We start from the raw sequence: 26,624 nt of genomic DNA on the forward strand, positions 1-26,624 counted from the left end.
CAGGTACTGCACATGGCTTGAAGCCGATGCAGTCGGGGTGGGAGCTGGCTTACCGGCGATGGGCCGCGCAGCGGCCCTTTGCAATCCTCTGGCCGCACTCTTTTTCCAACCCCACCAAGCTGTTACTGTACCCGATCAAAGCCCAACGCCTCTGGATCGGATGCCGACTTGATACGTCCCCTCCTGCTGTCACTCAGCCTGGCCTTGAGCTTTCCCGCAGCCGCGATGGTGAGCGAAAGCCACGGATACGCGCAGTTCGGCACGCTCAAGTACCCGGCCACATTCACCCATTTCGACTGGGTCAACCCGCAAGCGCCCAAGGGCGGCACCTTGCGCGCCATGGCTTTTGGCACCTTCGATACCCTCAACCCCTACACCTTCAAGGGGTCGAGCCCGATCACCACGCCCAATTTCCAGCAGTACGGCATCAACGAGCTGAACGAGCCGCTTATGGTCGGCACCGGCCAGTACGACCCGTCGGGTGACGAGCCGACCTCCAGCTACGGCCTGATCGCCCGTACGGTCGAGTACAGCGAGGACCGCAGCTGGGTGGTGTTCAACCTGCGCCCAGAAGCCCGCTGGCATGACGGCCAACCGATCACTTCGGCAGACGTGGCCTTTTCCTACCGCACGCTGCTCAAGGACGGCCACCCGATCTACCGCACCAACCTGCAGGAAGTGCAGCGGGTAGACATCCTCGGCCCGCTGCGCATCCGTTTCGTGTTCAAGCGCGCCGGCAACCCGCTGCTGATCCTGCGCCTGGGCGAGATGCCGGTGCTGCCCAAGCACTATTGGCAAACGCGCGACTTCAAGGCCACGACCTTCGAGCCCCCACTGGGCAGCGGCCCCTACCGCATCACCCAGGTACAACCTGGGCGCCGGCTGGTGTTTGAACGGGTGAAGAACTACTGGGGCAAAGACCTGGCGGTCAACCGTGGCAAGTACAACTTCAAGCGCGTGGAATACGAGTTCTACCGCGACGCCACAGTGGCCTTCGAAGCGTTCAAGGCTGGCGAATTCGACATCTATATCGAGCACCAGGCGAAGAACTGGGCCAACGGCTACAACTTCCCGGCGGTGCGCCGTGGCGAGGTGATCAAGGCCCAGATCCCGCACCGCATCCCCACGCAAACCCAGGGCCTGTTCATGAACAGCCGCCGGGCCACCTTCAGCGACCCACGGGTACGCCAGGCGCTGGGGCTGATGCTCGACTTCGAGTGGACCAACCGCGCCCTGTTCAGCAGCGCTTACCGCCGCTCGACCAGTTACTACCCTAACAGCGAGTTCGCCGCCAGCGGCCTGCCCACCGGCAAGGAGTGGCTGTTACTGGCGCCGTTCCGCGACCAGTTGCCGGCCAAGCTGTTCAGCGAACCCTACAAGGTCAGCCACACCGATGGCCGCGGCATCAGCCGCCAGACCCTGCGCCAGGCCTTGGGCCTGCTTGCCGAGGCTGGCTGGAAGCTGAACGGCCAGCGCCTGGTCGACAGCAAGGGCCAGCAGCTGCGTATGGAACTGCTGTTGGTAAACCCCAACCTTGAACGCATCCTGCAACCTTATGTCGAAAATCTGTCCAGCATCGGCATCGATGCACGCTTGCGCACCGTGGACCGTGCCCAGTACAAACAACGTCTGGACCAGTTCGATTTCGACATGATTCTGATGACCTTGAACCAGACCCTGAGCCCCGGCCTGGAACAGTGGCTGTACTTCCATTCCAGCCAGGCCGCCACCAAGGGCAGCAAGAACTATGCTGGGGTCAAGGACCCGGTGGTCGACCACCTGCTCGACACCCTGCTGGCCGCACGCAGCCGCGACGACCAGGTCGCCGCCGCCCGCGCCCTGGACCGCGTGCTCTCATGGCAGTACTACATGATCCCCAACTGGTACCTCGACAACCATCGCCTGGCCTACCGCAACCGGTTCGCCTTCGTCACCACACCGCCCTATACCCTTGGGCTGAACAGCTGGTGGATCAAGACTTCGGAGAAAGCCCAATGACGCCAACGCACCGTCTGCGCCGGCTGGCATGCAGCCTGTTGCTCGCCTGCCTGAGCCTTCCCACCCTGGCCGCACCGCAGCACGCACTCACCCTGTACGACGAGCCACCCAAGTACCCTGCCGATTTCAAGCACTTCGACTACGTCAACCCCGACGCGCCCAAGGGCGGCACCTTCCGCCAGTCCAGCTTCGGCGGCTTCGACAGCCTCAACCCGTTCATCAACAAAGGCGTGTCGGCCGAGAACATCGGCAGCATCTACGACACCCTGATGCGCCAGAGCCAGGACGAGCCGTTCACCGAATACGGCCTGGTGGCCGGCAAGATCGAGAAGGCCCCGGACAACAGCTGGGTGCGCTTCTACCTGCGCCCCGAAGCCCGCTTCCACGACGGCCACCCGATGCGTGCCGAGGACGTGGTGTTCACCTTCAATGCCCTGATCAAGGACGGTGCGCCGCTGTACCGCCAGTACTACGCCGACGTCGCCGAAGTGGTCGCCGAAGACCCGCTGAAGGTGCTGTTCAGGTTCAAGCACAAGGGCAACCGCGAGCTGCCACTGATTCTCGGCCAGCTGCCAGTCCTGCCCAAGCACTGGTACGAAAACCGCGACTTCAACCGCGGCAACCTGGAAATCCCCCTGGGCAGCGGCCCGTACAAGGTCGCCGAGGTCAAGGCCGGCCGCTCGGTGCGCTACGAGCGGGTCAAGGACTACTGGGCCAAGGACTTGCCGATCAACCGTGGCTTCTACAATTTCGACGTCATGACCTTCGATTCCTACCGCGACACCACCGTCGCCCTGGAAGCACTAAAGGCCGGGGCGTTCGACTATGCGCTGGAGGTCAGCGCGAAGAACTGGGCCACCGCCTACAACGTGCCCGCCGTGCGCGAAGGCCGCCTGATCAAGGAAGAGCTGCCCAACGGCAACCCCACCGGCATGCAGGGTTTCATCTTCAACATCCGCCGCCCGGTGTTCCAGGACGTGCGTGTGCGCCAGGCGCTGAGCCTGCTGCTGGACTATGAGTGGACCAACAAGCAGCTGTTCAACGGTGCCTACACCCGCACCGGCAGCTACTTCGACAACTCGGAAATGGCCGCCCATGGCCTGCCCAGCCCAGATGAGTTGAAGATCCTCGAGCCACTGCGTGGCAAGGTCCCCGAGCAGGTGTTCTCCGAGCCCTTCAAGAACCCGGTCAGCGACGGCAGCGGCATGATCCGCGAGCAGCAGCGCCAGGCCTACAAGCTGCTGCAGGAAGCCGGCTGGAAAATCGTTGACGACAAGATGGTCGACGCCCAAGGCAAACCGGTGACCATCGAGTTCCTGCTGGCGCAGACCGAGTTCGAACGCATTCTGCTGCCGTTCAAGCGCAACCTCGCCGACCTCGGCATCAACCTGAGCATCCGCCGGGTGGACGTTTCCCAGTACATCACCCGCCTGCGTTCACGTGACTACGACATGATCGTCGGCGGCTACCCGCAGTCCAACTCGCCGGGCAACGAGCAGCGCGAATTCTGGTCCAGTGCCGCCGCCGACAACCCCGGCAGCCGCAACTTCATCGGCCTGCGCGATCCGGCCATCGACCAGTTGGTGGAACAACTGATCAACGCCGACTCTCGCCAGAGCCTGATCGACCACTGCCGTGCCCTCGACCGCGTGTTGCTGTGGGGCTACTACGTGATCCCAAACTGGCACATCAAGACCTGGCGCGTGGCCTACTGGAACCACATCGGCCACCCGAAAGTGTCGCCCAAGTACGACATCGGCATCGACACCTGGTGGATCAAGCCCGGGGTGACCCCGGCGGTCAGCGAAGCCCCTGCGGACGAGGCCAACTAACATGCTGGCCTACATCCTGCGCCGCCTGCTTCTGATCATCCCGACCCTGTTCGGTATCCTTGTCATCAACTTCATCATCGTCCAGGCCGCCCCCGGTGGCCCGGTCGAGCAGATGATCGCCAAGCTCGAAGGCTTCGAAGGCGCCACCAGCCGCATTGCCGGTGGCGGCGCCGAGGTTTCCGTGGCCGGCTCCAACTACCGCGGCGCACAGGGCCTGGACCCGGCACTGATCGCCGAAATCGAGCGCATGTACGGCTTCGACAAGTCGCCGCCCGAACGCCTGTGGATCATGATCAAGAACTACGCCCAGCTGGACTTCGGCGACAGCTTCTTCCGCGATGCCAAGGTGATCGACCTGATCGTCGAGAAGATGCCGGTTTCGATCTCGCTGGGGCTGTGGAGCACGCTGATCATGTACCTGGTGTCGATCCCGCTGGGGATCGCCAAGGCAGTGCGCCACGGCAGCCACTTTGACGTGTGGACCAGCTCGGCGATCATCGTCGGCTATGCGATACCGGCGTTCCTGTTCGCCATCCTGCTGATCGTGCTGTTCGCCGGGGGCAGCTACTTCGACTGGTTCCCGCTGCGTGGTCTCACCTCCAACAACTTCGACGAACTGAGCACCACCGGCAAGGTGCTGGACTACTTCTGGCACCTGGTGCTGCCGATCACCGCGCTGGTCATCGGCAACTTCGCCACCATGACCCTGCTGACCAAGAACAGCTTCCTCGACGAGATCAACAAGCAATATGTGGTCACCGCCAAGGCCAAGGGCCTAAGCAGGCCGCGGGTGCTGTACGGCCACGTGTTCCGCAACGCCATGCTGCTGGTGATAGCCGGCTTCCCGTCGGCGTTCATCGGCATCTTCTTCACAGGCTCATTGCTGATCGAGGTCATCTTCAGCCTCGACGGCCTGGGCCTGATGAGTTTCGAAGCGGCCATTAACCGCGACTACCCGGTGGTCTTCGGCACCCTGTTCATCTTCACCCTGCTGGGGCTGGTGGTGAAACTGATCGGCGACCTGACCTACACCCTGGTCGATCCACGCATCGACTTCGCCAGCCGGGAGCACTGACATGGCCTTGTCCCCCCTCAACCGCCGGCGCTTCGAGCGTTTCAAGGCCAACCGCCGTGGCTGGTGGTCGCTGTGGCTGTTCCTGATCCTGTTCGGCCTGAGCCTGGGCGCGGAGTTGATCGCCAACGACAAGCCCGTGGCCGTGCGTTACGACGGCGAATGGTATTTCCCGGCGTTCAAGCGCTACCCGGAAACCACCTTCGGCGGCGAGTTCCCGCTGGAGGCCAACTACAAGAGCCCGTACATCCGCGAACTGCTGGCCAAGAAAGACAGCTTTGTGCTGTGGGCGCCAATCCCGTTCAGCTACCAGAGCATCAACTACGACCTGCGCGTGCCCGCCCCGGCGCCGCCCTCCACGGACAACTGGCTGGGCACCGACGACCAGGGCCGCGACGTGCTGGCGCGGGTGATCTACGGCTTCCGCATTTCGGTACTGTTCGCCCTCACCCTGACCGTGGCCAGCTCCATCGTCGGCGTCATCGCCGGCGCCTTGCAAGGCTTCTATGGCGGCTGGGTCGACCTGGCGGGGCAGCGCTTTCTGGAAATATGGTCGGGCCTGCCGGTGCTGTACCTGCTGATCATCCTGGCCAGCTTCGTGCAGCCCAACTTCTGGTGGCTGCTGGGCATCATGCTGCTGTTCTCGTGGATGAGCCTGGTGGATGTGGTGCGCGCCGAGTTTCTGCGTGGGCGTAACCTGGAATACGTGCGCGCCGCCCGTGCCTTGGGCATGCGCAACGGCGCGATCATGTACCGGCACATCCTGCCCAACGCCATGATCTCGACCATGACCTTCATGCCGTTCATTCTCACCGGCGCCATCGGCACACTCACCGCCCTGGACTTTCTCGGCTTCGGCCTGCCCGCCGGTTCGCCATCGCTGGGCGAACTGGTGGCGCAGGGCAAGTCCAACCTGCAAGCGCCGTGGCTGGGCATCAGCGCCTTTGCCGTGCTGGCGCTGATGCTGAGCCTGTTGGTGTTCATAGGCGAGTCCGCCCGCGATGCCTTCGACCCGAGGAAGTGACATGAGTGAACAGAACCTGATCGAAGTGCGGGACCTGGCCGTGGAGTTTGTGACCGGGGACCAGGTCAACCGGGTGGTGGACGGCATCAGCTTTGACATCCGCAAAGGCGAGACGCTGGCGCTAGTGGGCGAAAGTGGCTCGGGCAAATCGGTCACCGCGCACTCGATCTTGCGCCTGCTGCCCTATCCCCTGGCGCGCCACCCCAGCGGCAGTATCGGCTACGAAGGCAAGGACCTGCTGCAGCAGAACGAGAAGACCCTGCAACGCATTCGCGGCAACCGCATTGCGATGATCTTCCAGGAGCCGATGACCTCGCTCAACCCGCTGCACTGCATCGAGAAGCAGATCAACGAAATCCTTCTGCTGCACAAGGGCCTGACGGGCAAGGAAGCGACCGCACGTACCCTGGAACTGCTGGACCTGGTCGGCATTCCCGAGCCGCACAAGCGCTTGAAGGCCCTGCCCCACGAGCTGTCGGGCGGGCAGCGCCAGCGGGTGATGATCGCCATGGCGCTGGCCAACGAGCCGGAACTGCTGATTGCAGATGAGCCGACCACGGCGCTAGACGTGACCGTGCAGTTGAAGATTCTCGACCTGCTCAAGGAACTGCAGGCGCGCTTGGGCATGGCGCTGCTGCTGATCAGCCATGACCTGAACCTGGTGCGTCGCATCGCCCACCGCGTGTGCGTGATGCAACGCGGGCAAATTGTAGAGCAAGCCGAATGCGCCACGCTGTTCAGCTCGCCACAGCACCACTACACCCAAATGCTTATAAATGCCGAGCCCAGCGGGCTGCCGGCGCACAACCCGGTGGGCGCGCCATTACTGGAGGTGGATGACCTCAAGGTGTGGTTCCCGATCAAGAAGGGGCTGCTGCGGCGCACGGTCGACCATGTGAAGGCCGTGGACGGGGTCAACTTCAGCTTGCCGCAAGGGCAGACACTGGGGATTGTCGGGGAGTCCGGGTCGGGCAAGTCCACGCTCGGCCTGGCGATCCTGCGGCTGATCTCCAGCCAGGGTGGCATCCGCTTCCATGGGCAAGACCTGCAAGGGCTGAACCAGAAGGCTGTACGGCCGCTGCGTCGGGAAATGCAGGTGGTGTTTCAGGACCCGTTTGGCAGCCTGAGCCCGCGCATGTGCGTGGCGGACATTGTGGGTGAAGGGCTGCGCATTCACGGCATTGGCACCGCACAGGAACAGGAAGCAGCGATTATTGCTGCCCTGGAGGAAGTAGGCCTGGACCCGCGCACGCGCCATCGCTACCCCCATGAGTTTTCCGGCGGGCAACGCCAGCGCATCGCCATTGCCCGGGCGCTGGTGCTGAAGCCAGCGCTGATTCTGCTGGACGAACCCACGTCCGCGCTGGACCGCACCGTACAGCGGCAGGTGGTGGAATTGCTGCGTAACCTGCAGCATAAGTACAACCTGACGTACTTGTTCATCAGCCATGACCTGGCGGTGGTCAAGGCGCTGAGTCACCAGCTGATGGTGATCAAGCATGGGCAAGTGGTGGAGCAAGGGGATGCGCAGGCGATCTTCCATGCGCCGCAGCATCCGTATACACGGCAGTTGCTGGAGGCGGCATTTTTGGAGGTGGATGCCGTTAGTTAGCTTTTGGGGGCTGCTGCGCAGCCCATCGCAGGCAAGCCATCCCACAGGGATAGCGCATGGCTTGAAGCCAGCACGGTCGAGGTGGGAGCTGGCTTGCCGGCGATGGGCCGCAAACCGGCCCGCTTCTGTGGGGTAAATCAGATTTACCCCCTTCCTTGTAGTCCATTTCCCAAACATACTCCTGCCGCGTGTTTTCCGTTGCGGCTGCTCTGGCCGGGCTCTAGTCTCGATTGGTCGCTGAAGATCAGCGATACAGCGTTGACAGGCTGTGATGGTTAATTCACGCAGGCAGTCTCCGCTTCATGGTGACTGTACGTGTGGGCACGCTTGCGTGCGCCGGAACTTTTGCGTGATTAACCACCGGTCTGTCAACCCACGTACAGCTGCCACCCGACTGTTTGACAGCAGACAGGCGGCGGCATCGCGAGCTGACCATCACCGGTCTGATGGATGAAAAGCCGATGATGATCTGGGCTGCCCACTACCTGAGTGCGATGGCAAAAGCGCTGATGGATGAGCATCGTGCCAATCAATGGCGTCTCAACAGTTCCTGCCGCTCGCGCCAGATTTCCTGCACGAAGGGGTCAGTCACCCCATAGACTCCGTGCCCACGACGCATGATCAGGTTGGCCGCCAGCAACTCGTTGGCAACCGGCTGTATCTCTTCAACCCGAACTTCGCGCCCCACGACTTTCGAATATTCGGCTGCCGCCTCATTGGAAAACACGCCACGCACATCACCTTCGGCCGATGCAATCCGGGCAAAAATCGCTTCAGCCAGAACGCCCAGCTCTTCTACCTTCATTAGCTCCAGGTCGGCAGCAGCCGAACGCAAAGTGGCTGCGATCACTGGCAGCAAATCATCCGGCCCAGCACTCGACGCTGGCGAATGGATCAGCTGGCGAAGTGCACGGATGAATTCCTCTGGCCTGCTACCCAGCGTTTTGAATGCGAGTGCAGCAACATTCAGCGACGGTAAGTTGTCCAGCCCATCATTCGCGAGCCGCTTGAGCCAGAATTCGACATAGTCCCTGCCTAGTACCGGATAGGGCACATTGGTAGCGCCGGCAAAAGCCTGGTTACGTCGAGCGGTCAATTCGTTGACCATTGCCCGGTGAGAGCCGGTACCGATAAACAGGAAATACCCTGGTGTGTTCGGTCGCGGGTTGATGGCATCACGTGCAGCCTTCAATGCCAGCATCATCTGCTGCCCGGCCTCGGTGGTAATCGCTTGCTGTACCTCATCGACAACCAGCACGACGTCCGCCCGGGCTTGGTCGACGACTTCAGTTAGCGCTTCTGCCAGCGTCACGCCACCTTCGGTGCCCAAGGTATCGAGGTTGAACCCAAACTTGAGCCCGGCCATTTCGACTGCCGCACCGCGCAAGGTTTTCAGTTTCTGCAAGAACGCCGAGCCTGGGTTCTGCAGATCAACAAGGGCTTTACGCACAGCTGCAAGGACAAGTGCCACAGGACTGGTCTGGGTATCACTCCAGAGATCGACGTAGATCACCAGCGCACCCATTTCCTCCAATGCTGGGATCAAGTCGTTCTTCAGGAAGGTGGTTTTGCCAGTCCGGCGCAGCCCCGAGAAGAACAAACCAGATCGCAGCCCGATATCCAGAGTGGAGGGTTTCAGCAGCTGCCTGGCCATGTCGGCAGCCAGTTCGCGGCGTGGAAATAGATCGAACATGGCTTTATCCAGAATTATTGAATACCAATAATTATTGGCAGAGAATAATTTTATGTAAAGTCACGCAGGCTGCCATGCAGACACGATCAAGCGCGCGATAATCAATTTTACTGACAACAATCGTCTTCCATCATCAGTCAGATCAGGCATAAATTCTCCACCGTCCACTCCCAGCAGCAACGGTAGAGCCTCATGTCCAGCCCACAACATTCGTCCGCCTCCCCTGTCCTGACCACGCTGATCAGCCGCTCCGGCCTGCCCAGCCCTTCACTCAGCGAGGCGCAGGCACACACCGTATTGCAGGCGCACTATGGTCTGGACGGTGACCTGACGCCACTGGGCAGCCAACAGGACGTCAACTTCCGCGTCGACACGCCACAAGCCCGCTATGTGCTCAAAGCCTGCCACGGCAGCTATGCCCAGCTTGAGCTTGAAGCACAACATGCCGCCCTGGCCTACCTGCGCGAACAGGACCTGCCGGTACCCGCCTTGCGACCCGCCAGCAACGGCGAAGGTTTGCTGGCACTGGACATGGACGGGCACCCCCTGCGCCTGCGCCTGCTCGATTACATCGAAGGCCAGCCACTGACCCGCCTCAAGCATATGGAGCCCCGCCTGATGGCTGAACTGGGCGGGCTCTGTGCGAAGCTGGACAAGGCCCTGGCCGATTTCGACCACCCAGGTCTTGCACGCACCCTGCAATGGGACCCGCAACACGCCCAGGCCCTGATCGTACATCTGCTGCCGGTGCTACAGGACAGCGAGCAGCGCGCCCGCATCGAACACGCCACCCGCCATGCCCGCGAGCGCCTGATGCCGCTGGTTGATCACTTGCCGAGTCAGGCCGTGCACCTGGACATTACCGACGACAACACCGTGTGGGCCCGTGATGCCCAGCGCCAGTGGCAACTGCAAGGCGTGATCGATTTCGGTGACCTGCTGCGCACCTGGCGCATCGCCGACCTGTCGGTGACCTGCGCTGCGCTGTTGCACCACGCCGAGGGCGACCCACTGCGCATCCTGCCAGCCGTGCACGCCTATCAGGCGCTCAACCCGCTGACCGAGGCCGAACTACGTGCCCTGTGGCCGTTGGTGCTGAACCGCGCCGCCGTACTGGTGCTGAGCAGCGAACAACAGCTCGCCGTCGACCCGGGCAACCAGTACACCCGCGATAACATTGCCCACGAATGGGAAATTTTCGACACTGCCACCGCCGTGCCCATTGCCCTGATGGAGGCGGCCATCCTGCAGGCTGCGGGCCTGCAACCCAAGGCGCCGGACTTCAACGGTTGCGCCCCCCTGCTCCCCGAGCTGGCCGGGCAGCCTGTAACACGGGTGGACTTGGGGGTACTCAGTACACACTGCGAGGCCGGCAACTGGGAGCAACCCGGCTTCGACCAGCGTTTGCTGACTTCGCAAGCCGCTCCGGCCTGCAGCCTGCACGGGCAATATCGCCTGTCGCAAACCCACATCGACCGCCCCGAAGAGCCCGCCACCTGCGCCCTCGGCGTTGAGCTGCACGTGCCCAACGGTAGCCTGGTGCAAGCGCCAGCACCCGGCACCTGGCAGCGCCACGGCGACGGCCGTGGCTGCCTGCGCACCGCGCACTGGGCTTTGTGGCTGCAGGGCCTGGAAAACGTACCGGCAGACGGCCAGGCCATGGAAAAAGGCCAGTCCCTGGGCAGCAGCTGTGGTTTCCTCAGCGTGCAGTTGTGCCTGGACATCGGCATCCAACCGCCGTTCTTCGCCACCCCATCACACGCTGCCGCCTGGCTGACCCTGTGCCCGTCGCCAGCCGCGCTGCTGGGCTTCGATTGCGATGCCGAGCCGCTACCCGATCCGCAAGCCCTGCTGGCCCGCCGCGACGCCAGCTTCGCCCGCTCGCAGAAACACTACTACGCGCAGCCGCCACACATCGAACGCGGCTGGCGCAACTACCTGATCGACATGCAGGGCCGATCGTACCTGGACATGCTCAACAACGTCGCGGTGCTGGGCCATGGCCACCCGCGCATGGTCGCCGAGTCGGCGCGGCAATGGTCGCTGCTGAACACCAACTCGCGCTTTCACTACGCCGCCATTACCGAGTTCTCCGAGCGCCTGCTAGACCTGGCGCCCGAAGGTTTCGACCGGGTGTTCATGGTCAACAGCGGCACCGAAGCCAACGACCTGGCGATTCGCCTGGCCTGGGCCTACAGCGGCGGGCGTGACCTGCTCAGCGTGCTGGAGGCCTATCACGGCTGGTCGGTGGCCACCGACGCCATCTCCACGTCCATCGCCGACAACCCGCAAGCCCTGGAAACCCGCCCGGACTGGGTACACCCGGTCGAAGCACCGAACACCTTCCGCGGTCGTTTCCGCGGTGCTGACAGCGCCGCCGACTACCTGCAGGACGTCGACGCCAAACTGGCGGACCTGGATGCGCGTGGCCGCCAGCTGGCGGGCATCATCTGCGAGCCGGTGTACGGCAATGCCGGCGGTATCTCGTTGCCGGCCGGCTACCTGCGCGACGCCTATGCCAAGGTACGCGCCCGTGGCGGGGTGTGCATCGCCGACGAAGTGCAGGTGGGTTATGGCCGCCTGGGCGAATACTTCTGGGGCTTCGAGGAACAAGGCGTAGTGCCCGACATCATCACCATGGCCAAGGGCATGGGCAACGGCCAGCCGCTGGGCGTGGTCATCACCCGCCGCGAAATCGCCGAGGCGCTGGAGGCTGAGGGTTACTTCTTCTCCTCGGCCGGTGGCAGCCCGGTCAGCTGCCGCATCGGCATGGCGGTGCTGGACGTGATGCAGGAAGAAGGCCTGTGGGACAACGCCCGCGACACCGGGCGCTACTTCAAGGCCCGCCTGCAGGCGCTGGTCGACAAGCACCCGCTGGCCGGGGCAGCACATGGCTCGGGCTTCTACCTGGGGCTGGAGCTGGTGCGCGACCGCACAACCCTGGAGCCGGCCACCGAAGAAACCATGACGCTGTGCAATCGCCTGCGTGACCTGGGCATCTTCATGCAGCCGACCGGCGACTACCTGAACATCCTCAAGATCAAGCCACCGATGTGCACCACCCGGGCGAGCGTGGACTACTTTGTCGACAGCATTGACCGGGTGCTGGACGAAGGGCTGTAGGGATTTGGGTGAGGCTGGAGCGTTGGCCCTTGGAAGTTCGTCGCCTGTGAGATCGAGCGCCCCGCGGGCGGCGCTCGATCTCACAAACACCGATTACTTCAAGCCCTACCCTTGGCAATTCCATCCATTACTATTCGCTCACAACGCCCCAACATCAGGTTCACCGAACATGGCCTTCTCCAGCGACTCCCTGGCAATTTTCCTCGCGGTGCTGGATGCCGGCTCGTTCTCCGCTGCCGCGCGCAAGCTGGGCCGTGTGCCTTCGGCCGTAAGCATGGCAATCGCCCAACTGGAAGCGGAGCTGGACCTGCCGCTGTTCGACCGGGCCACACGCAAAGCCTTGCCCACCAGCGCCGCCCTGGCGCTGGAGCCCCAGGCCAGGCAGGTGATCTGCCAGCTCAACCTGCTGGATGCCCAGGCCCTGCAATTGCACAAAGGCCTGGAAAAGCGCCTGACCATCGCCATGGCGCCCGAGCTGCAGACCGGCCGCTGGAGCCAGCCACTGGAAACCCTCGCCCAGGAATTTCCCAGCCTGGAAATCGAGGTGCGCTCCGCCACCCAGACCGAAGCCATTCGCCTGCTACACGACGGCAGTGTGCAACTGGCACTGGTGTTCGAGCGGCCCGGCATCGACGAGCGCGAGTCGTTCCTCGAAGCTGGCAGCCAACTGCTGGTGGCCGTCGCCTCACCACGCCATCCGGCCGGGCAGAACAGCGGCACACCACTGCCTGAAGAGGCCTTTGCCGAACAACGGCAGATCATCGTGGCCTCGGGCAAGGCCACCGGGTCCGACCCACGCATGGTGCTGTCGCGGCGCATCTGGCTGACCGACAGCTACCTGGCCACGCTGGACCTGGTGCAGTCCGGGCTAGGCTGGGCCTACCTGCCGCAGCCGCTGGTTGAACCACTGATTGCTTCCGGTGCACTGGCCGAGGTGCGCTTTGACAACATGGCCAGCCGCCTGCGCTTGTGGGTGGACATCATCTGGATCAAGTCGCGCCCATTGGGCCTGGGCGCCAGACGTTACCTGGATGTCATGCGCCAATGCTTTGAAACAGAATCCCCAAGGTCCTGAGCCGCCCCATCCGAAAACGAAAAGTCCTACAGCACGTTAGGAAGCCGATAACTCCCTACAGAATTGATTCCTCGTTAGATTTTTGCTCGCCATCAAGAAGACAAAGGAACTTCTCATGTCGAGCCAGTCCGCACAGGGCTACCTGCAATGGGTCGATCGCTTCGCGACCCAGCTGCGCCAACCAGAAGAGGCCCTGTATCTGCTACTGGACCCGTTTGCGGGGTGCACGCCCGAGCACCCGTTAAGCATTGCATCGCTCACCGAGACGCTGGGTGACGATGCGGTAGTGCGCGTCGATAGCCGCGGGCTAGTCCAGGACCCTCAATACTGGCCAGCCCTGGTTCAGCTTGCCAAACCCGGTGCAGCGCCCACAGCCCTTGCTGCACTCAGCGCGACCTGCGGCGCACGTGAGGCAACGGCCACCTGGCACTATGTGTGTGGCTGGCTAGTCAGCGAGCAACCCGCCGACCTCATCGCCCGACACATCAGCCAGCAATGCCATGTACTGCACCAACCGCCGCCGCACGGCATCACCGCCTGGTTCGAGCCTGTACGCCTGGTGTTGCTGCGCGCAACCATGCGCAACGCGGCCCAAGTCCTTGGGCCCATTCGTAGCTGGCTGCACCCCGATGGCTGTGGCAGTTGCGCGGTGTTCGAACGGCAACCGCCGGCTGGCGAGCTGGTCGTCCCTGATGCGGCAAGGGCTACCCAGCACGTCGCGCCGCAGATCATTCAACTGCTCGGCGCTTGGCGTCGCCTGAATGCCGTGCAGCAAACCGGCGCCCCCTGGCAATTCACAGGCCCATCAGGCTTGCCGGAAAACGCGCCCGTTCATGCCATGAATCTGCTCCTCAAGGCCTTCAGGCAGGGCCTTCGCGACCGTGCCGATATCCAGTGCATGTGCCTGCACATGGTCATGGTCCACCCATTGCTCCTTCAACATCCCGCCATCCAGCACGACGTGGCACAGGCAGCGGCCGGCATACAACGCCTGGCATCGCGTTTCGCCTGCTACGACGACCGCGCCTGGTCGCACATCGTGGCCGCCCTGCCGCAGGCAAGGAGTTATTCATGAGCACCAGCAAAGCCGTCCACATTGCCATGCAGGAAGAGATACCCAACACATACGGCAGCTGCAATGCCTGCGAACGCTCCGGCCTGCCAATCATGCTGCTGCGCGAGGCCTACGCCCCTCGCCCTGATACAGGGCGCCCCTATCGCCTGGCGGACGACAGCGAAATCACCTTCCACCCAATGCACACCGACCAATTGCGCCTGCTGCGCCAGGGTTATGTCTACGTGCTGCTCGACCAGGAAATCTGGCAGGCCTACGAGGTGGCGGCAGAAGGCACCTTGCAGCGTTTCCCTGTGTCGCAGATGCCCTTGGGGCCGCCCAAGTCATTGCCCAAGGTATGCGCCACCGAAGGCCACGATGTGATCGCCTCATTCATCAACATCAACACCTCGCTCTACCGCAAAGCCTGGGTCGCCTTCGCCAACGATCCCTGGCCCCTTGCCGTACTCGACCGTTATCGCAAAGGTATTGCCGATGGTGATCCGGGCACCCTCGCCCGCTTCGTCGAGGTAGACCTGGAGACCGCGCGCAACAACCCTGCCAGCATCGGCATTGCCATGACCGACAGTTTCCGCTTCGGCATGGAAAATGTGCTGGAGTTCTCTACGTTTTCTTCTGCCAGGTTTACCAGCGTTCATGGCTTTTACAGCCGCCTGGGCCGCGGGGATCAAACCCGCAACCATGTGCGCAAGGTCATCCTGCAGGAACAGCTACCCGACGGCGTGCTGGCGCTGACCCTGCCCGACCCGGTCGGGATGGTGATGGAGCTCAATGCGCAGCGCACGGGCTGGGTGCAGGCCATGCAGGAGTGGCGTGCCCAACCCCAGCGCCACTTCGAGTATTTCACCTCGCAAGCGTTACTGGGCATCCGCGAACTGCATGCCGCCACCGCTGCTGCTCAGGGGCCCGAGGACGCACAGCGCGAGGCCCGGCGGGTCCAGCAATGGAACAAAAGCCCGTTAGGGGTCAAAACACACTTCCCTCCGGTGGACCTGCAAGCACAGAGCGAACGGGACATCGCGCGCAGGCAAGAGGGGGCCCGCAAGCGGCTGGAAGAGCGTTACGACGAGCGCGCCCGTGCCGACTTCCAGGCGGATTACGACCGCGAGCTGAAAAACTGGCAGTCGATGGTCGACCAGGTAGGCAAGCTGTACGCGCACCACTACGCCAAACGTAGTTTTCAGCAGATTGGCTACTTCGACTATGACGCGAAAGACCCTGCTTCGGTCGAGCACTTCATACAGATGATGGCCGCCTGCCTGGCCGGCGGGCCCACCGAAGCGCTACCCACGCAAGGCCAGCCGCTCGGGATGACCCAGCATATCTGGCAGCAGCTTCTGGAAGACGACCGTAGCCTGCTTTACCAAGCGTTGCTGGCCAAGAACCAGAAGCTGATGCAGCAGGTGGCCAGCGGGCAGTCCGGGGATGATTTCGGCAAGGTGTACGACATCATCAAAAGTATCGCCGGCACCGCCGATGGCCAGCTGTTGATGATCAAGCCGATACAGGATGCCGTTGGCCAGTTGCTGGCCGCGACCAACAGCGCTGGGAATGCACTCAGCCAGCACATCAGTGAACGTTCCAGGACGCTGATCGGCCACGTACATCGTTCGGCATTTGCGCTGTTCGCCGGGCAGCAGGTGACGCCGCTGCGCGTGTCGCTGACAGTGGGCGAATACATGAGCCTGCTCAATGAAGCGGTGCAGGCACGGACCGATGCGTTTCTGCAGCAGGTAGACAAGCAATTCCGTGATCCCTTGGGCCGCAAGGTACGCGCCATGGTGCTGAGTGGCGCGATCAACATTGCGGCAGCGGGCAACCGTAACCAGATGATCGAGGTGGTGCTCTGGGCGTTTGAAAGTGCCGAGAGTTTGCAGGCGCGGTTGGTGCAGTTACGGGAAGGTGCGGCCGGTGGCGTCGGGGAGCTGGTAAGGAGTGTGGTGATTGGTACGGGTACGCTGCGTGCGCAGGTTACTGATGGATTGAAAGTCAGCTCGATGGCCGCGCAAAGCGTGGCTAGCGATGCCATGCGCAGCTTGCGGGATGGATTAGCCAGTGGTGCAAGTGTCCAACTGCTGTTTGCCCTGGGGGGCCTATGGTTCCATCAGGACAGCCTGCGCAACAACTATCGAACGTTGCAGGAAACGCATCAGCACAACCCGGAGGCGCTTGCGGCAATCTGGTCTTCGTCGCTTGGTTTACTGGGTACTAGTGTAGAAACGGCAGGGCTTCTCGTTGCGCAGATACGTCCGGAGATTCCGTGGCCAGGAACAGTGACAACGACCTCCCTGGGTACCGGTATGGCCAGATTTGGGGCCGGTATTGCGGCGATTGCTGGCGTCATGGATGGGGCTCAATACAGGTTTGCAAGCCTGAGATCCAAGAAGACAGGAGATAACGCTGCGACTCAGTTGTACCAGCTCGCAAGTGCCAGTTCATTTGGGGCCGCAGCATTTGGAGTCTGGGCCGCTTTTGGATATAGCGCTTTGCTTGGCCCAATAGGCCTAAGCATGACGTTGGGCATGGCAGCCTATCTGCTCGCAACTTCGGCCAAGCGGAAAGAATCATTACCAACGGAGCTTTGGGCCAGAAATGCTAGGTGGGGACTACCTCAATCACGTCGCCAATGGGTAACCGAAACTGATATGGACGCGGCCATTGGAGCCCTCAATGCGGCCATCATCGGTTTGCATGCGGAGGTCTCGACCCAGATCCAATTTGATATAAACCACGCCATTCACCGAGAAGTTGCATCCACGATGTTTACTGACGACGGAAATGCGGTGCCCGCAAGTTTCAGCCTCGACTACTTCATGCGCATTCCACACTTTAATCAGCACCTCTCGCATTATCAGTGGAGTCTAATTCTGCATCACGGAGCCAGAGGCTGCGAAATAGCTAATTTGTCAGCCGACAGTTCGTCACCGTTAATACTGCGCGCTGAAAACAAAGAACCCAGGCACCTCTTCTCAAGGGCTTCCCCTATGCAGCCAGTTATAAAGCTAGATGAATTAACTGGAACACTCAGCATCCAGGGAACGCTCCCACTGTCCGACTACCACACTCTCCAGGCCGTTGAGTTAACGCTAAGCTACTGGCCGGATAGACATGACCAATCCGCATGCGCTCGAATCGTTCTCAAGGAAAATAATATCCGCTCCAACACAGGCGACAGTCAATGAGCGGTCCAATACTGATACCACCCTGCCCTGGGTGGAAAGAAGACTTGCCGTCGCCTTTCGATGCACCGGTTCTGGAACCGCACCTGGGCACTCACGCGCCAAACCATCAAGATGATATTTGCCTCGAAATCTCTCGTTCAGCAATGGCATGGCGTGGTGTCGTTTCGGCACTGACATTAATCTATCTGATTTCGATCTTGGTTGATCTTCCTTGGATGATCTTCCATACGGACCCAACAGACATTGAGAGCATACTCCTACTCGTTGGTATGTACTCACTATTCTCATGGAGCATCATCATTCTGTTCCGGGCGGATCTGGCAGCTCCCCGAGACCTGCCCATCCGTTTCAACCGGGCCCGCAAAAAAATTTACGCCTACAACTTCAAGCGTCAATGGTGGAACCCTTTCGACAAAGGGAAAATCGTGGTGGTCAGTTACGACTGGTCACAAGTTCGCGCCGAGCGCTGGTCGCAGAATGGCTCGCTGCCAAACGGCGGATTGATTTTCAAATGGGGTGTCACATTGTCCATCATCGCACCGGGCACGAACAACGTTATTGACCGTTTCCCTCTTGTAACGATGGGCGCCGACCAGCACGCCTGGGCCTATATCTGCACGTATATGCAGGAAGGCCCCTCGGCACTGCCCCCACCCGGTGAGCCCAAGGACCACAACGATGTACTCTGGTGTGAGTTCGCCCTGCGCCTGGCACCCCGAGTAGTGTGGCCCACGGAAATGGATCTGGAGTCGAGAACAGCGCCCTGAACCTACTCTGGCCCCTAGGCAAGCCGGCACCCGCAGGTACTGCGCATAACTTGAGGGCGATGCGGTCAATGTGGGAGCGGGCATGCCCGCGAACACCGGCGCAGCCGGTGCCATGCATCGCGCTGGATTCTTCACGGGCACGCCCGCTCCCACAGGGATTATGTGGTCGGCGCCACCAACCTGTACCCCACCCCTGCCTCGGTGATGATGAACCGTGGCGCCGTGGGGTCATCGCCCAGCTTCTGCCGCAGATGGCCCACCACGATCCGAAGGTAGTGGGTATTCTCCACATGGGTAGGCCCCCAGACATCCTTGAGCAGTTGCTGCTGGGTAATCACCCGCCCGGGGTGCCCGGCCAATAGCGTCAGCAAGGCATATTCCTTGCGCGTCAACGCCACCTCCACACCGTCCAGGGTTACCCGGCGAAAGGCAAAATCCACGGTCAGCGGCCCAAAGCTGGCTGCCACTTCCGAGCCCCCGGCCTGTGGCACCTGGCGTAGCAAGGCCCGCACCCGCGCCAGAAATTCCTGGATGCCAAACGGTTTGGTCACGTAATCGTTGGCCCCGCCGTCCAGCGCATCCACCTTCTGCACCTCACTGGCGCGCACCGACAGCACCATCACCGGCACCGCGCTCCATTCGCGCAACTCACGCAGCACCTGCTGGCCGTCCATGTCCGGCAGCCCCAGGTCAAGCACCACCAGGTCCGGCTTGCCCAGCGCAGCCTGGGCCAGCCCTTCAGTACCAGTGGCCGCCTCAAGCACCTTGTAGCCTTGCGAGGCCAGGCTGATGCGTAAAAACTTGCGGATCTGCGGTTCATCGTCGATGACCAACAGGGTGGCGGACTGGCTCATGGCGTTTCGCTTTCGGCTTCAGGTTGAGGGGGTAGCGGCAAGCATAGAGTGATGCCGGTGCCCTGGCCATCGATGCCTTCGCCCACCAGAATCTGCCCGCCATGGGCGCCGATCATGCCCTGGCAGATTGCCAGGCCCAGGCCTGTGCCCTGCCCGCCGCGGTCCCCCCGGGCAGCGGTATAGAACATGTCGAAGATCTTCTCGCGGTCGGCTACGGGAATGCCGGGGCCCTGGTCGCTGACGGTAAAGCACAACTGCTCATCATGCACGGCCACCTGCAGCTCAAGCCGACCATTGGCCGGGGAAAAGCGTGCGGCGTTTTCCAGCACGTTGACCAACGCCTGTTCGATCAGCGCCGCATGCACGAACAGCAACGGCAGCTCGGCCGGCACATCGGTGTGCACCCGCAGCGGCGCCAGCACAACGCGCAGGCGGTTGAGCGCACTGCCGACGATGTCGGCCGGGGCTACCCAGTCGCGGGCCAGCTTGAGACCACCATGGCCCAGGCGGGTCATGTCCAGCAGGTTCTGGATATAGCGGTCCAGGCGTTCGGCCTCGTTGCGGGTGCCCTCCAGCAACTCGCGGCGGTCCTCGGCCGGTATCGCTTCGCCCAGCGCCAGCAGGCTGTCGATGCTGCCGCGCATGGCAGTCAACGGCGTGCGCAGGTCGTGGGACACGGAAGCCAGCAAAGCGCTGCGCAGCTGCTCGGTTTCGCCGTGCAGGCGCGCGGCCTCCAGTTGTTCGGCCAAACGTGCGCGGGCCAGGGCCTGAGCCAGTGGCTGGCCAAGGGCCGTGAGCAGGCGCCGGCGTGGGTCGTTGAGCGGCTGCCCGTTGCGCGGGCGCACACCCAGCAGCGCCAGCGGCTGCTCGTCCACCGCCAGCGGCCACCACCACCAACGGCCGTTGGGCAGGGTGTCGCTGCCGTGGCCGGCAGCCTGGCCGTGCTGCCAGGCCCAATCGGCGGCAGCCCGTTCGGTGTCGCTGAAGGCGTGGGCTTCGCCGCTGGCCACCTGCAGCTGGCCTTCGGCGTTGCGCTCCAGCAGGCACACCTGCATGTCTTGCCAGCCGTCCAGATGCTGGCCGGCGGCATTGAACACGGCCTGGCGGTCGGTGGCCACGGTCAGCCGGCGCGACAGGTCGAGCAGCTGGCTGGTCTGCGCCTGGGTTTCGCGCAGAGCCTGCAACTGGCGGCGCTGGCGTGCCGCCAGGTTGCCGGTAAGCGCGGCCATCAGCAGGAAGAACACCAGGGTCAGCACGTCTTCTTCGCGCTGGATGCTGAACGAGAAATTGGGTGGAATAAACAGAAAATCATAAGTCAGGAACGATAGCGCTGCGCAGGCCAGCGCAGGCCCCAGGCTGCTGCGCACCGCCACCAGCAACACCGCAGCCAGAAACACCAGCGAGATGTTGGGCAGCGCCAGCACACTCGACACCGCCCAGGCCAGCCCCGCCGCCATGACCGTGGCCAGCAGCGCCAGCAGGTAGTGGCGCCAGACCCATACCCGCCGCACCGCCGACCGCGGTGCTTGCGGCTGCACGTCGCGGTCCAGCACGTTGATTTCCAGCCCATGGCTTTCGCGCAACAGCCGCGCGGCCACACCGGCACCGAACAGGCGACGGCGCAGGCGGTCGCGGGACTGCCCCACCAGCACCAGGCTGGCCCGCCGCTCGGCGGCATGCTGGATCAACGTGCGCGCCACTTCGCCAGCCCTTAGCAGCACCACCTCGCCGCCCAGGCGCTCGGCCAGTTGCTGCGCGGCCTGCAAGCGGTGACGCGCGGTTTCGTCGCGCAGGCGGCCGTTGTCCACATGCACCAGGCTCCAGGGCAGGTGGCGGCGCTGCGCCACGCGGCTGGCATGGCGTACCAGGCGCTCGGCCTGGTCGTCGCCGTCCACGCCCACCAGAAGGCGCCCGCGCAAGGCCGGGGCCTCTTGGCCACGCTGGCGATAACCATGGGCAAGGTCGGCATCGACCTGCGCGGCGGCAGTTTGCATGGCCAGTTCGCGCAAGGCGGTAAGGTTGGTTTGCGAGAAAAATGCATCAATGGCTGCGCGTGCCTGCTCCGGCACATACACCTTGCCTTCGCGCAGGCGCTCGAGCAGTTCGCGTGGAGGCAGGTCGATCAGCACCAGTTCGAAGGCTTCCTGCAGCACCCAGTCCGGCAGGGTTTCACGCACGTGTACGCCCGTGATGTCGCGCACCTTGTCGTTCAGGCTTTCCAGGTGCTGGACGTTGACCGTGGTGTACACGTCGATGCCGGCGGCCAGCAGTTCCTGCACGTCCTGCCAGCGCTTGGCGTGGCGGCTGCCGGGGGCGTTGGTGTGGGCCAGTTCGTCGACCAGGACCAAGGCCGGCGCGGCCTGGAGCAGGCCGTCGAGGTCCATTTCCTCAAGGGTGACGCCACGGTACTGGCTGCGCAGCAAAGGCTGCTGCTGAAGGCCGGCGAGCAGCGCTTCGGTTTCAGCGCGGCCGTGGGTTTCCACCACCCCAGCCTGCACTTGCACACCCTGACGTTGCTGGGCGTGGGCGGCCTGGAGCATGGCGAAGGTCTTGCCGACGCCGGGGGCGGCACCAAGGAACACCTTCAGCCGCCCCCGTCCGTTGCGCGGGAGGTTAGCCAACAGCGCATCTGCGCGGGCGGAATCACTCATGTTTCATCCTTAGGATTTGCGACAGTCGACCAACACCAGGCCTGCTTCGCAGGCCTTCGCGGGCTTGCCCGCTCCTACAGGTTGAATGCGAAACTCAGTAGGTTCGCTGTACCTGTGGGAGCGGGCAAGCCCGCGAAGGGCCGCAAAGCGGCCCCAATATCAGTGGCTCAATTGCTCAAGCGCCTTGTTCAACGCCAGCACATTGACCACCGGTGGGCCGATCAATGGGTGGAGGGTGGCCTCTTCCTGCAAGGCTTGCAAGCGCTCCACCGGCAGTTTCCGCGCCGCCGCCACACGTGGGATCTGATAGGCAACGGCCTCCGGTGGCAGGTGTGGGTCGAGGCCGCTGCCCGAGGTGGTCAGCAACGCCTGCGGCACCGGCCCTTGCTGCGCCTGATACAGCGCAGCCGCCTCACCCTTTACCCGCTCGGCCAGCGCCGGGTTGCTTGGCGAAAGGTTGCTGGCACTGCTGGCCACCGTGGCATAGGCACCTGCCGAAGGCCGGGCATGGAACCAGCCATCGCCCTTGAATTCCTGGGCGATCAATGCCGAACCGCGCACCTGGCCCTGGTCATCCCGCACCAGGCTGCCATTGGCCTGTGCCGGAAAAACAACCTGGGCGATGCCGGTCACCGCCAGCGGATACAGTGCGCCGGTCACCAGCGTCATCAACAGGGCCAGGCTCAATGCCGGGCGTACATAAGCATTCATGGTGGCCTCCTCAGACCAGATTCAGGGCATTGAGCAGCAGGTCGATCAGCTTGATCCCGGCAAACGGCACCACGATGCCGCCCAGCCCGTAGATCAGCAGGTTGCGCCGCAACAGGTGCGCCGCACTGGCCGCCTGCACGCGCACGCCACGAAGCGCCAGCGGGATCAGCACGATGATGATCAGCGCGTTGAACACGATGGCCGACAGGATCGCGCTCTGCGGGCTGGCCAGGTGCATCAGGTTGAGCACGCCCAGCTGCGGGTAGATGGCCGCAAACAGCGCCGGCAGGATGGCGAAGTACTTGGCCACGTCGTTGGCAATGGAGAACGTGGTCAGCGCACCGCGGGTCACCAGCAACTCCTTGCCGACCTGTACTACATCCAGCAGCTTGGTCGGGTCGCTGTCCAGGTCGACCATGTTGGCCGCCTCGCGCGCGGCCTGGGTGCCGTCGTTCATGGCCATGCCCACATCGGCCTGGGCCAGTGCCGGGGCGTCGTTGGCGCCGTCGCCGCACATGGCCACCAGGCGACCGTCGTTCTGTTCCTGGCGAATGCGCGCCAGCTTCTTCTCGGGCGTGGCCTCGGCCAGTACGTCATCCACCCCCGCTTCGGCGGCGATGGCAGCGGCAGTCAACGGGTTGTCGCCGGTCACCATCACCGTGCGGATGCCCAGCTTGCGCAGTTCGGCGAAGCGCTCGCGGATGCCGGGTTTGACCACGTCCTTGAGGTGGATGACGCCAAGCAGGCGCTTGTCGATACACACCAGCAGTGGTGTGCCGCCACTCTGGGCAATACGTTCCACTTCGCGGGCCAGCGCCGGGGGCATTTCCAGGCGTTGCATGCCGACGAACGCCAGCACGGCATCTACCGCGCCCTTGCGGTAGCGGTGCTGCTGGTAGTCGATGCCCGACAGGCGCGTTTCGGCGCTGAAGGCCACGGCTTCGAACTGACCGGCGGGAGGCTCGACGAAGTCGTGCAACTGGCGCAGGTACTCGACAATCGACTTGCCCTCGGCGGTATCGTCAGCCAGAGAGGCCAGCAAGGCGCCCTCCCCCAGTTCCTTGGCAGCGATGCCCGGTGCTGCATGCAGCGCACTGCAGCGGCGGTTGCCGAAGGTGATGGTGCCGGTCTTGTCGAGCATCAGAGTATGCACGTCACCGGCGGCCTCCACCGCACGGCCCGACCGGGCAATGACATTCAGCCGCACCAGCCGGTCCATGCCGGCGATGCCGATGGCCGACAGCAGCCCGCCGATGGTGGTGGGAATCAGCGTCACCAACAGCGCAGCCAGGAAGATCAGCGGCAGGCTGCCACCCACAAAGTGGGCGAACGGCTGCAAGGTCACCACCACGATCAGGAAGATCAGCGTCAGGCCGATCAGCAGGATGTCGAGGGCGATCTCGTTGGGAGTCTTCTGTCGCTTGGCACCTTCGACCAGCGCGATCATGCGGTCCAGGGTCGACTCGCCCGGGTTGCTGGTAATGCGGATCAGCAGCCAGTCGGAGACCAACCGGGTGTTGCCGGTGACCGCCGAGCGGTCGCCGCCAGACTCGCGGATCACGGGTGCAGACTCGCCGGTAATGGCGGCCTCGTTGACCGCCGCGATACCTTCAAGCACCTCGCCGTCACCGGGGATCATCTCTCCGGCTACCACGCGTACCACGTCGTCCTTGCGCAGCGCGCTGGCAGCAACCGTCTCGTAACTGCCATCACGCTGGCGACGCTGGGCAGTCAGGCCTTGGCTACCGGCCTTCAGGCTGTCGGCGCGGGCCTTGCCACGGCCTTCGGCGAGGGCTTCGGCGAAGTTGGCGAACAGCACGGTGAACCACAGCCACAGGGCGATCTGCACGGCGACACCCGTGCTCACGCCATTGCCGGGGGCGAAGCACAGCACGGTGGTGAGCACTGCGGTCAGGGCCACCACCAGCATCACTGGCGAGCGTTTGAGCTGGCGCGGGTCGAGTTTGACGAACGCCTGCACCAGCGCCGGGCGCCACAGCGCGGCGAAGCGGGTCTGGTCCTTGGCAGTGTGCCGGGTATTCACTTCAGGAATGGGCATGTTCATGATCGGTCCTCAAAAACCCAGGCTCAGGTGTTCGGCAATTGGCCCAAGGGCCAGGGTCGGCAGGAAGGTCAGGCCGCCGACCAGCAGGATGGTCACCAGCAGCAGGCCGGTGAACAGCGGGCCATGGGTAGGGAAGCTGTTCTGCCCCAGTGGCGCACTTTTCTTCGCCGCCAGGCTGCCGGCCAAGGCCAGGATCGGCAGGATGTAGCCAAAGCGGCCAATGAGCATGGCCAGGCCGATCATCAGGTTGTGGTACACCGTGTTGGCGCCAAAACCGGCGAACGCCGAGCCGTTGTTGGCCGTGCCCGAGGTGTAGGCGTACAGCAGCTGGCTGAAACCGTGCGCCCCCGGGTTGCTGATTGCCCCCGCCGGGCCTGGCAGGCTGGCAGCAATGGCGCCAAGCACCAGCACGCCGACCGGCATCACCAGCAGGGTCGCCACCAGCAACTGCACCTCACGGGCCTGCAGTTTCTTGCCCAGGTATTCCGGGGTGCGGCCAATCATCAGCCCGGCCAGGAACACCGCGATCAGGACAAACAGCAGCATGCCGTAGAGGCCCGCGCCGACGCCGCCGAAGATCACCTCGCCGACCATCATGTTGACCATAGCCACCATGCCGGTCAGCGGGTTCAGGCTGTCGTGCATGGCGTTGACCGAGCCGTTGGAGGCGGCGGTGGTGGTGACCGTCCACAGCACCGAACCGGTGGTGCCGAAGCGGCTTTCCTTGCCCTCCAGGGGCGCGGTCTGCTGCACCTGCGGGCTCTGCAGCGCCGGGTTGGGTTGGTGCTCGGACCACAACGCCGTGCTGCCACCGATCAGGAACAGGGCAAGCATGCAGGCGAGGATAGCGCGGCTCTGCCGCAGGTCCTTCACGTAGTGGCCGAAGGTGAACACCAAGGCCACCGGAATAAGGATGATCGAAGCCACCTCGAACAGGTTGCTCCAGGCCGTGGGGTTCTCGAACGGGTGCGCCGAGTTGACGCCGAAGAAGCCGCCGCCATTGGTACCCAATTGCTTGATGGCGATCTGGCTGGCGGCCGGGCCCAGTGGAATGGTCTGGTCAGCACCTTGCAAAGTCAGCGCGTGGGCATAGTCGGCAAAGGTCTGCGGCACACCCTGCCACACCAGCAACAGCGCCAGCAGCACGCACAGCGGCAGCAAGCCATAGAGGGTGGCCCGGGTCATGTCGACCCAGAAGTTGCCCAGCGTCGACGCGCTGCGCCGGGCAACGCCACGGCACAACGCCACCAGCACGGCCAGGCCGGTGGCAGCACTGACAAAGTTCTGCACGGTCAGGCCGAGCATCTGGCTCAAGTAGCTGACCGAGGCCTCACCGCTGTAGGCCTGCCAGTTGGTGTTGGTCACGAAACTGACGGCGGTATTGAACGCCAGCGACCATTCCTGGCCTGGCAGGTGCTGCGGGTTGAGCGGCAGGTGGCCCTGCAAAAGCAGCACAGCGAACAGCAGCAGGAACCCGGCCAGGTTGAAGGCCAGCAGGGCCAAGGTGTACTGCCGCCAGTTCTGCTCCTGGCTGGCGTTCACGCCCGCCAACCGGTAGCAGCCACGCTCGACCGGACCCAGCAGTGGCGACAGCCAGGTGCGCTGGCCTTCCATGACCTTGAAGTAGAACCGCCCAAGCCAGGGTGCCGGTAGCAGCACGATGGCAAAGAACGCCAGGAGCAAGGCGAAATCGTAACTGTGCATGGTCGCTCCCTAGCTGCGATCGGCGCGCAGCAGCGCCACCAGCAGATAAAACGCCAAGGCCACTGCCAGCAGCAGTGACAGCCCGTCGAGCATGTTCATGAGTGGTTCTCCCCGTGGTACGGCTTGGGCCGCTTTGGGGAAATTGTCCGAGGGAGGGGCGTAAAGGGGCGAGGTCGGGGGATGGGG

At 63.2% G+C, this 26,624-nt stretch carries 17 protein-coding genes and 1 pseudogene; 11 read left to right on the plus strand and 7 right to left on the minus strand.

Going from position 1 to position 26,624, the window contains the following annotated elements; translation table 11 throughout:
• The first annotated feature begins 168 nt into the window (after positions 1-168).
• The 6 genes and pseudogenes from JOY50_RS07100 to JOY50_RS07125 form a co-directional block, all read left to right on the plus strand.
• On the plus strand, positions 169-1,998 hold the full coding sequence (locus JOY50_RS07100) for an extracellular solute-binding protein (protein WP_202877136.1): 1,830 nt from the start codon (positions 169-171) through the stop codon (positions 1,996-1,998).
• Entirely contained in the window at positions 1,995-3,830 is a 1,836-nt protein-coding gene (locus tag JOY50_RS07105; RefSeq protein ID WP_243054983.1) for an extracellular solute-binding protein, read from the plus strand. Before JOY50_RS07100 ends, JOY50_RS07105 begins: the two co-directional genes overlap by 4 nt.
• A gap of 1 nt (position 3,831) precedes the next feature.
• Positions 3,832-4,905: a microcin C ABC transporter permease YejB gene (locus tag JOY50_RS07110; protein ID WP_016498730.1), complete on the plus strand. Its 1,074-nt coding sequence runs from the start codon at positions 3,832-3,834 to the stop codon at positions 4,903-4,905.
• Position 4,906: 1 nt separating this feature from the next.
• Positions 4,907-5,926: an ABC transporter permease gene (locus JOY50_RS07115; RefSeq protein ID WP_016488246.1), complete on the plus strand. Its 1,020-nt coding sequence runs from the start codon at positions 4,907-4,909 to the stop codon at positions 5,924-5,926.
• A gap of 1 nt (position 5,927) precedes the next feature.
• A complete protein-coding gene (locus JOY50_RS07120) occupies positions 5,928-7,538 on the plus strand; it encodes an ABC transporter ATP-binding protein (protein WP_132841977.1) in 1,611 nt (536 codons plus the stop codon).
• Positions 7,539-7,960: 422 nt separating this feature from the next.
• Positions 7,961-8,056, plus strand: a pseudogene (locus JOY50_RS07125) (DUF3077 domain-containing protein); the annotation flags it as partial.
• Between the two features lie 11 nt (positions 8,057-8,067).
• On the opposite strand, the gene JOY50_RS07130 reads toward JOY50_RS07125, so the two are convergent.
• The gene (locus JOY50_RS07130) at positions 8,068-9,231 is read right to left on the minus strand and encodes an ATP-binding protein (protein WP_132841979.1); all 1,164 of its coding nucleotides are present in this window, start codon (positions 9,229-9,231) and stop codon (positions 8,068-8,070) included.
• Between the two features lie 192 nt (positions 9,232-9,423).
• Between JOY50_RS07130 and JOY50_RS07135 the strand changes: the two genes are divergently transcribed.
• The 5 genes from JOY50_RS07135 (at position 9,424) to JOY50_RS07155 (ending at position 18,453) form a co-directional block, all read left to right on the plus strand.
• Entirely contained in the window at positions 9,424-12,354 is a 2,931-nt protein-coding gene (locus JOY50_RS07135) for an aminotransferase (RefSeq protein ID WP_243054984.1), read from the plus strand.
• A 169-nt stretch (positions 12,355-12,523) separates the two neighbouring features.
• Positions 12,524-13,429, plus strand: coding sequence for a LysR family transcriptional regulator (locus tag JOY50_RS07140; protein ID WP_019470164.1), 906 nt, complete (start codon positions 12,524-12,526; stop codon positions 13,427-13,429).
• Between the two features lie 115 nt (positions 13,430-13,544).
• On the plus strand, positions 13,545-14,504 hold the full coding sequence (locus JOY50_RS07145; protein ID WP_138737534.1) for a hypothetical protein: 960 nt from the start codon (positions 13,545-13,547) through the stop codon (positions 14,502-14,504).
• Positions 14,501-17,686, plus strand: a complete 3,186-nt coding sequence (locus tag JOY50_RS07150; protein WP_243054985.1) for a T6SS effector BTH_I2691 family protein — start codon at positions 14,501-14,503, stop codon at positions 17,684-17,686. Before JOY50_RS07145 ends, JOY50_RS07150 begins: the two co-directional genes overlap by 4 nt.
• Positions 17,687-17,730: 44 nt before the next feature.
• A complete protein-coding gene (locus tag JOY50_RS07155; RefSeq protein WP_243054986.1) occupies positions 17,731-18,453 on the plus strand; it encodes a DUF6708 domain-containing protein in 723 nt (240 codons plus the stop codon).
• A 158-nt stretch (positions 18,454-18,611) separates the two neighbouring features.
• Here JOY50_RS07155 and JOY50_RS07160 read toward each other — a convergent pair whose 3' ends face one another.
• From JOY50_RS07160 to kdpF, 6 genes are all read right to left on the minus strand, one after another.
• Entirely contained in the window at positions 18,612-19,307 is a 696-nt protein-coding gene (locus tag JOY50_RS07160) for a response regulator (RefSeq protein WP_243054987.1), read from the minus strand.
• Positions 19,304-21,958 carry a sensor histidine kinase KdpD gene (locus JOY50_RS07165; RefSeq protein WP_243054988.1) on the minus strand — a complete coding sequence of 885 codons (2,655 nt, stop codon included), beginning with the start codon at positions 21,956-21,958 and terminating at the stop codon, positions 19,304-19,306. Before JOY50_RS07165 ends, JOY50_RS07160 begins: the two co-directional genes overlap by 4 nt.
• A 159-nt stretch (positions 21,959-22,117) precedes the next feature.
• On the minus strand, positions 22,118-22,669 hold the full coding sequence (gene kdpC, locus JOY50_RS07170; protein ID WP_132841991.1) for a potassium-transporting ATPase subunit KdpC: 552 nt from the start codon (positions 22,667-22,669) through the stop codon (positions 22,118-22,120).
• A gap of 10 nt (positions 22,670-22,679) precedes the next feature.
• Entirely contained in the window at positions 22,680-24,734 is a 2,055-nt protein-coding gene (kdpB, locus tag JOY50_RS07175; RefSeq protein WP_138737537.1) for a potassium-transporting ATPase subunit KdpB, read from the minus strand.
• Positions 24,735-24,743: 9 nt separating this feature from the next.
• Complete coding sequence (gene kdpA / locus JOY50_RS07180; RefSeq protein ID WP_132841995.1) at positions 24,744-26,438, minus strand: potassium-transporting ATPase subunit KdpA; 1,695 nt, start codon at positions 26,436-26,438, stop codon at positions 24,744-24,746.
• Between the two features lie 9 nt (positions 26,439-26,447).
• Entirely contained in the window at positions 26,448-26,537 is a 90-nt protein-coding gene (gene kdpF / locus JOY50_RS07185; protein WP_003251485.1) for a K(+)-transporting ATPase subunit F, read from the minus strand.
• Between the last annotated feature and the right edge of the window lie 87 nt (positions 26,538-26,624).

Source organism: Pseudomonas sp. BP01 (assembly GCF_022760795.1).
Classification (GTDB): domain Bacteria; phylum Pseudomonadota; class Gammaproteobacteria; order Pseudomonadales; family Pseudomonadaceae; genus Aquipseudomonas; species Aquipseudomonas putida_Q.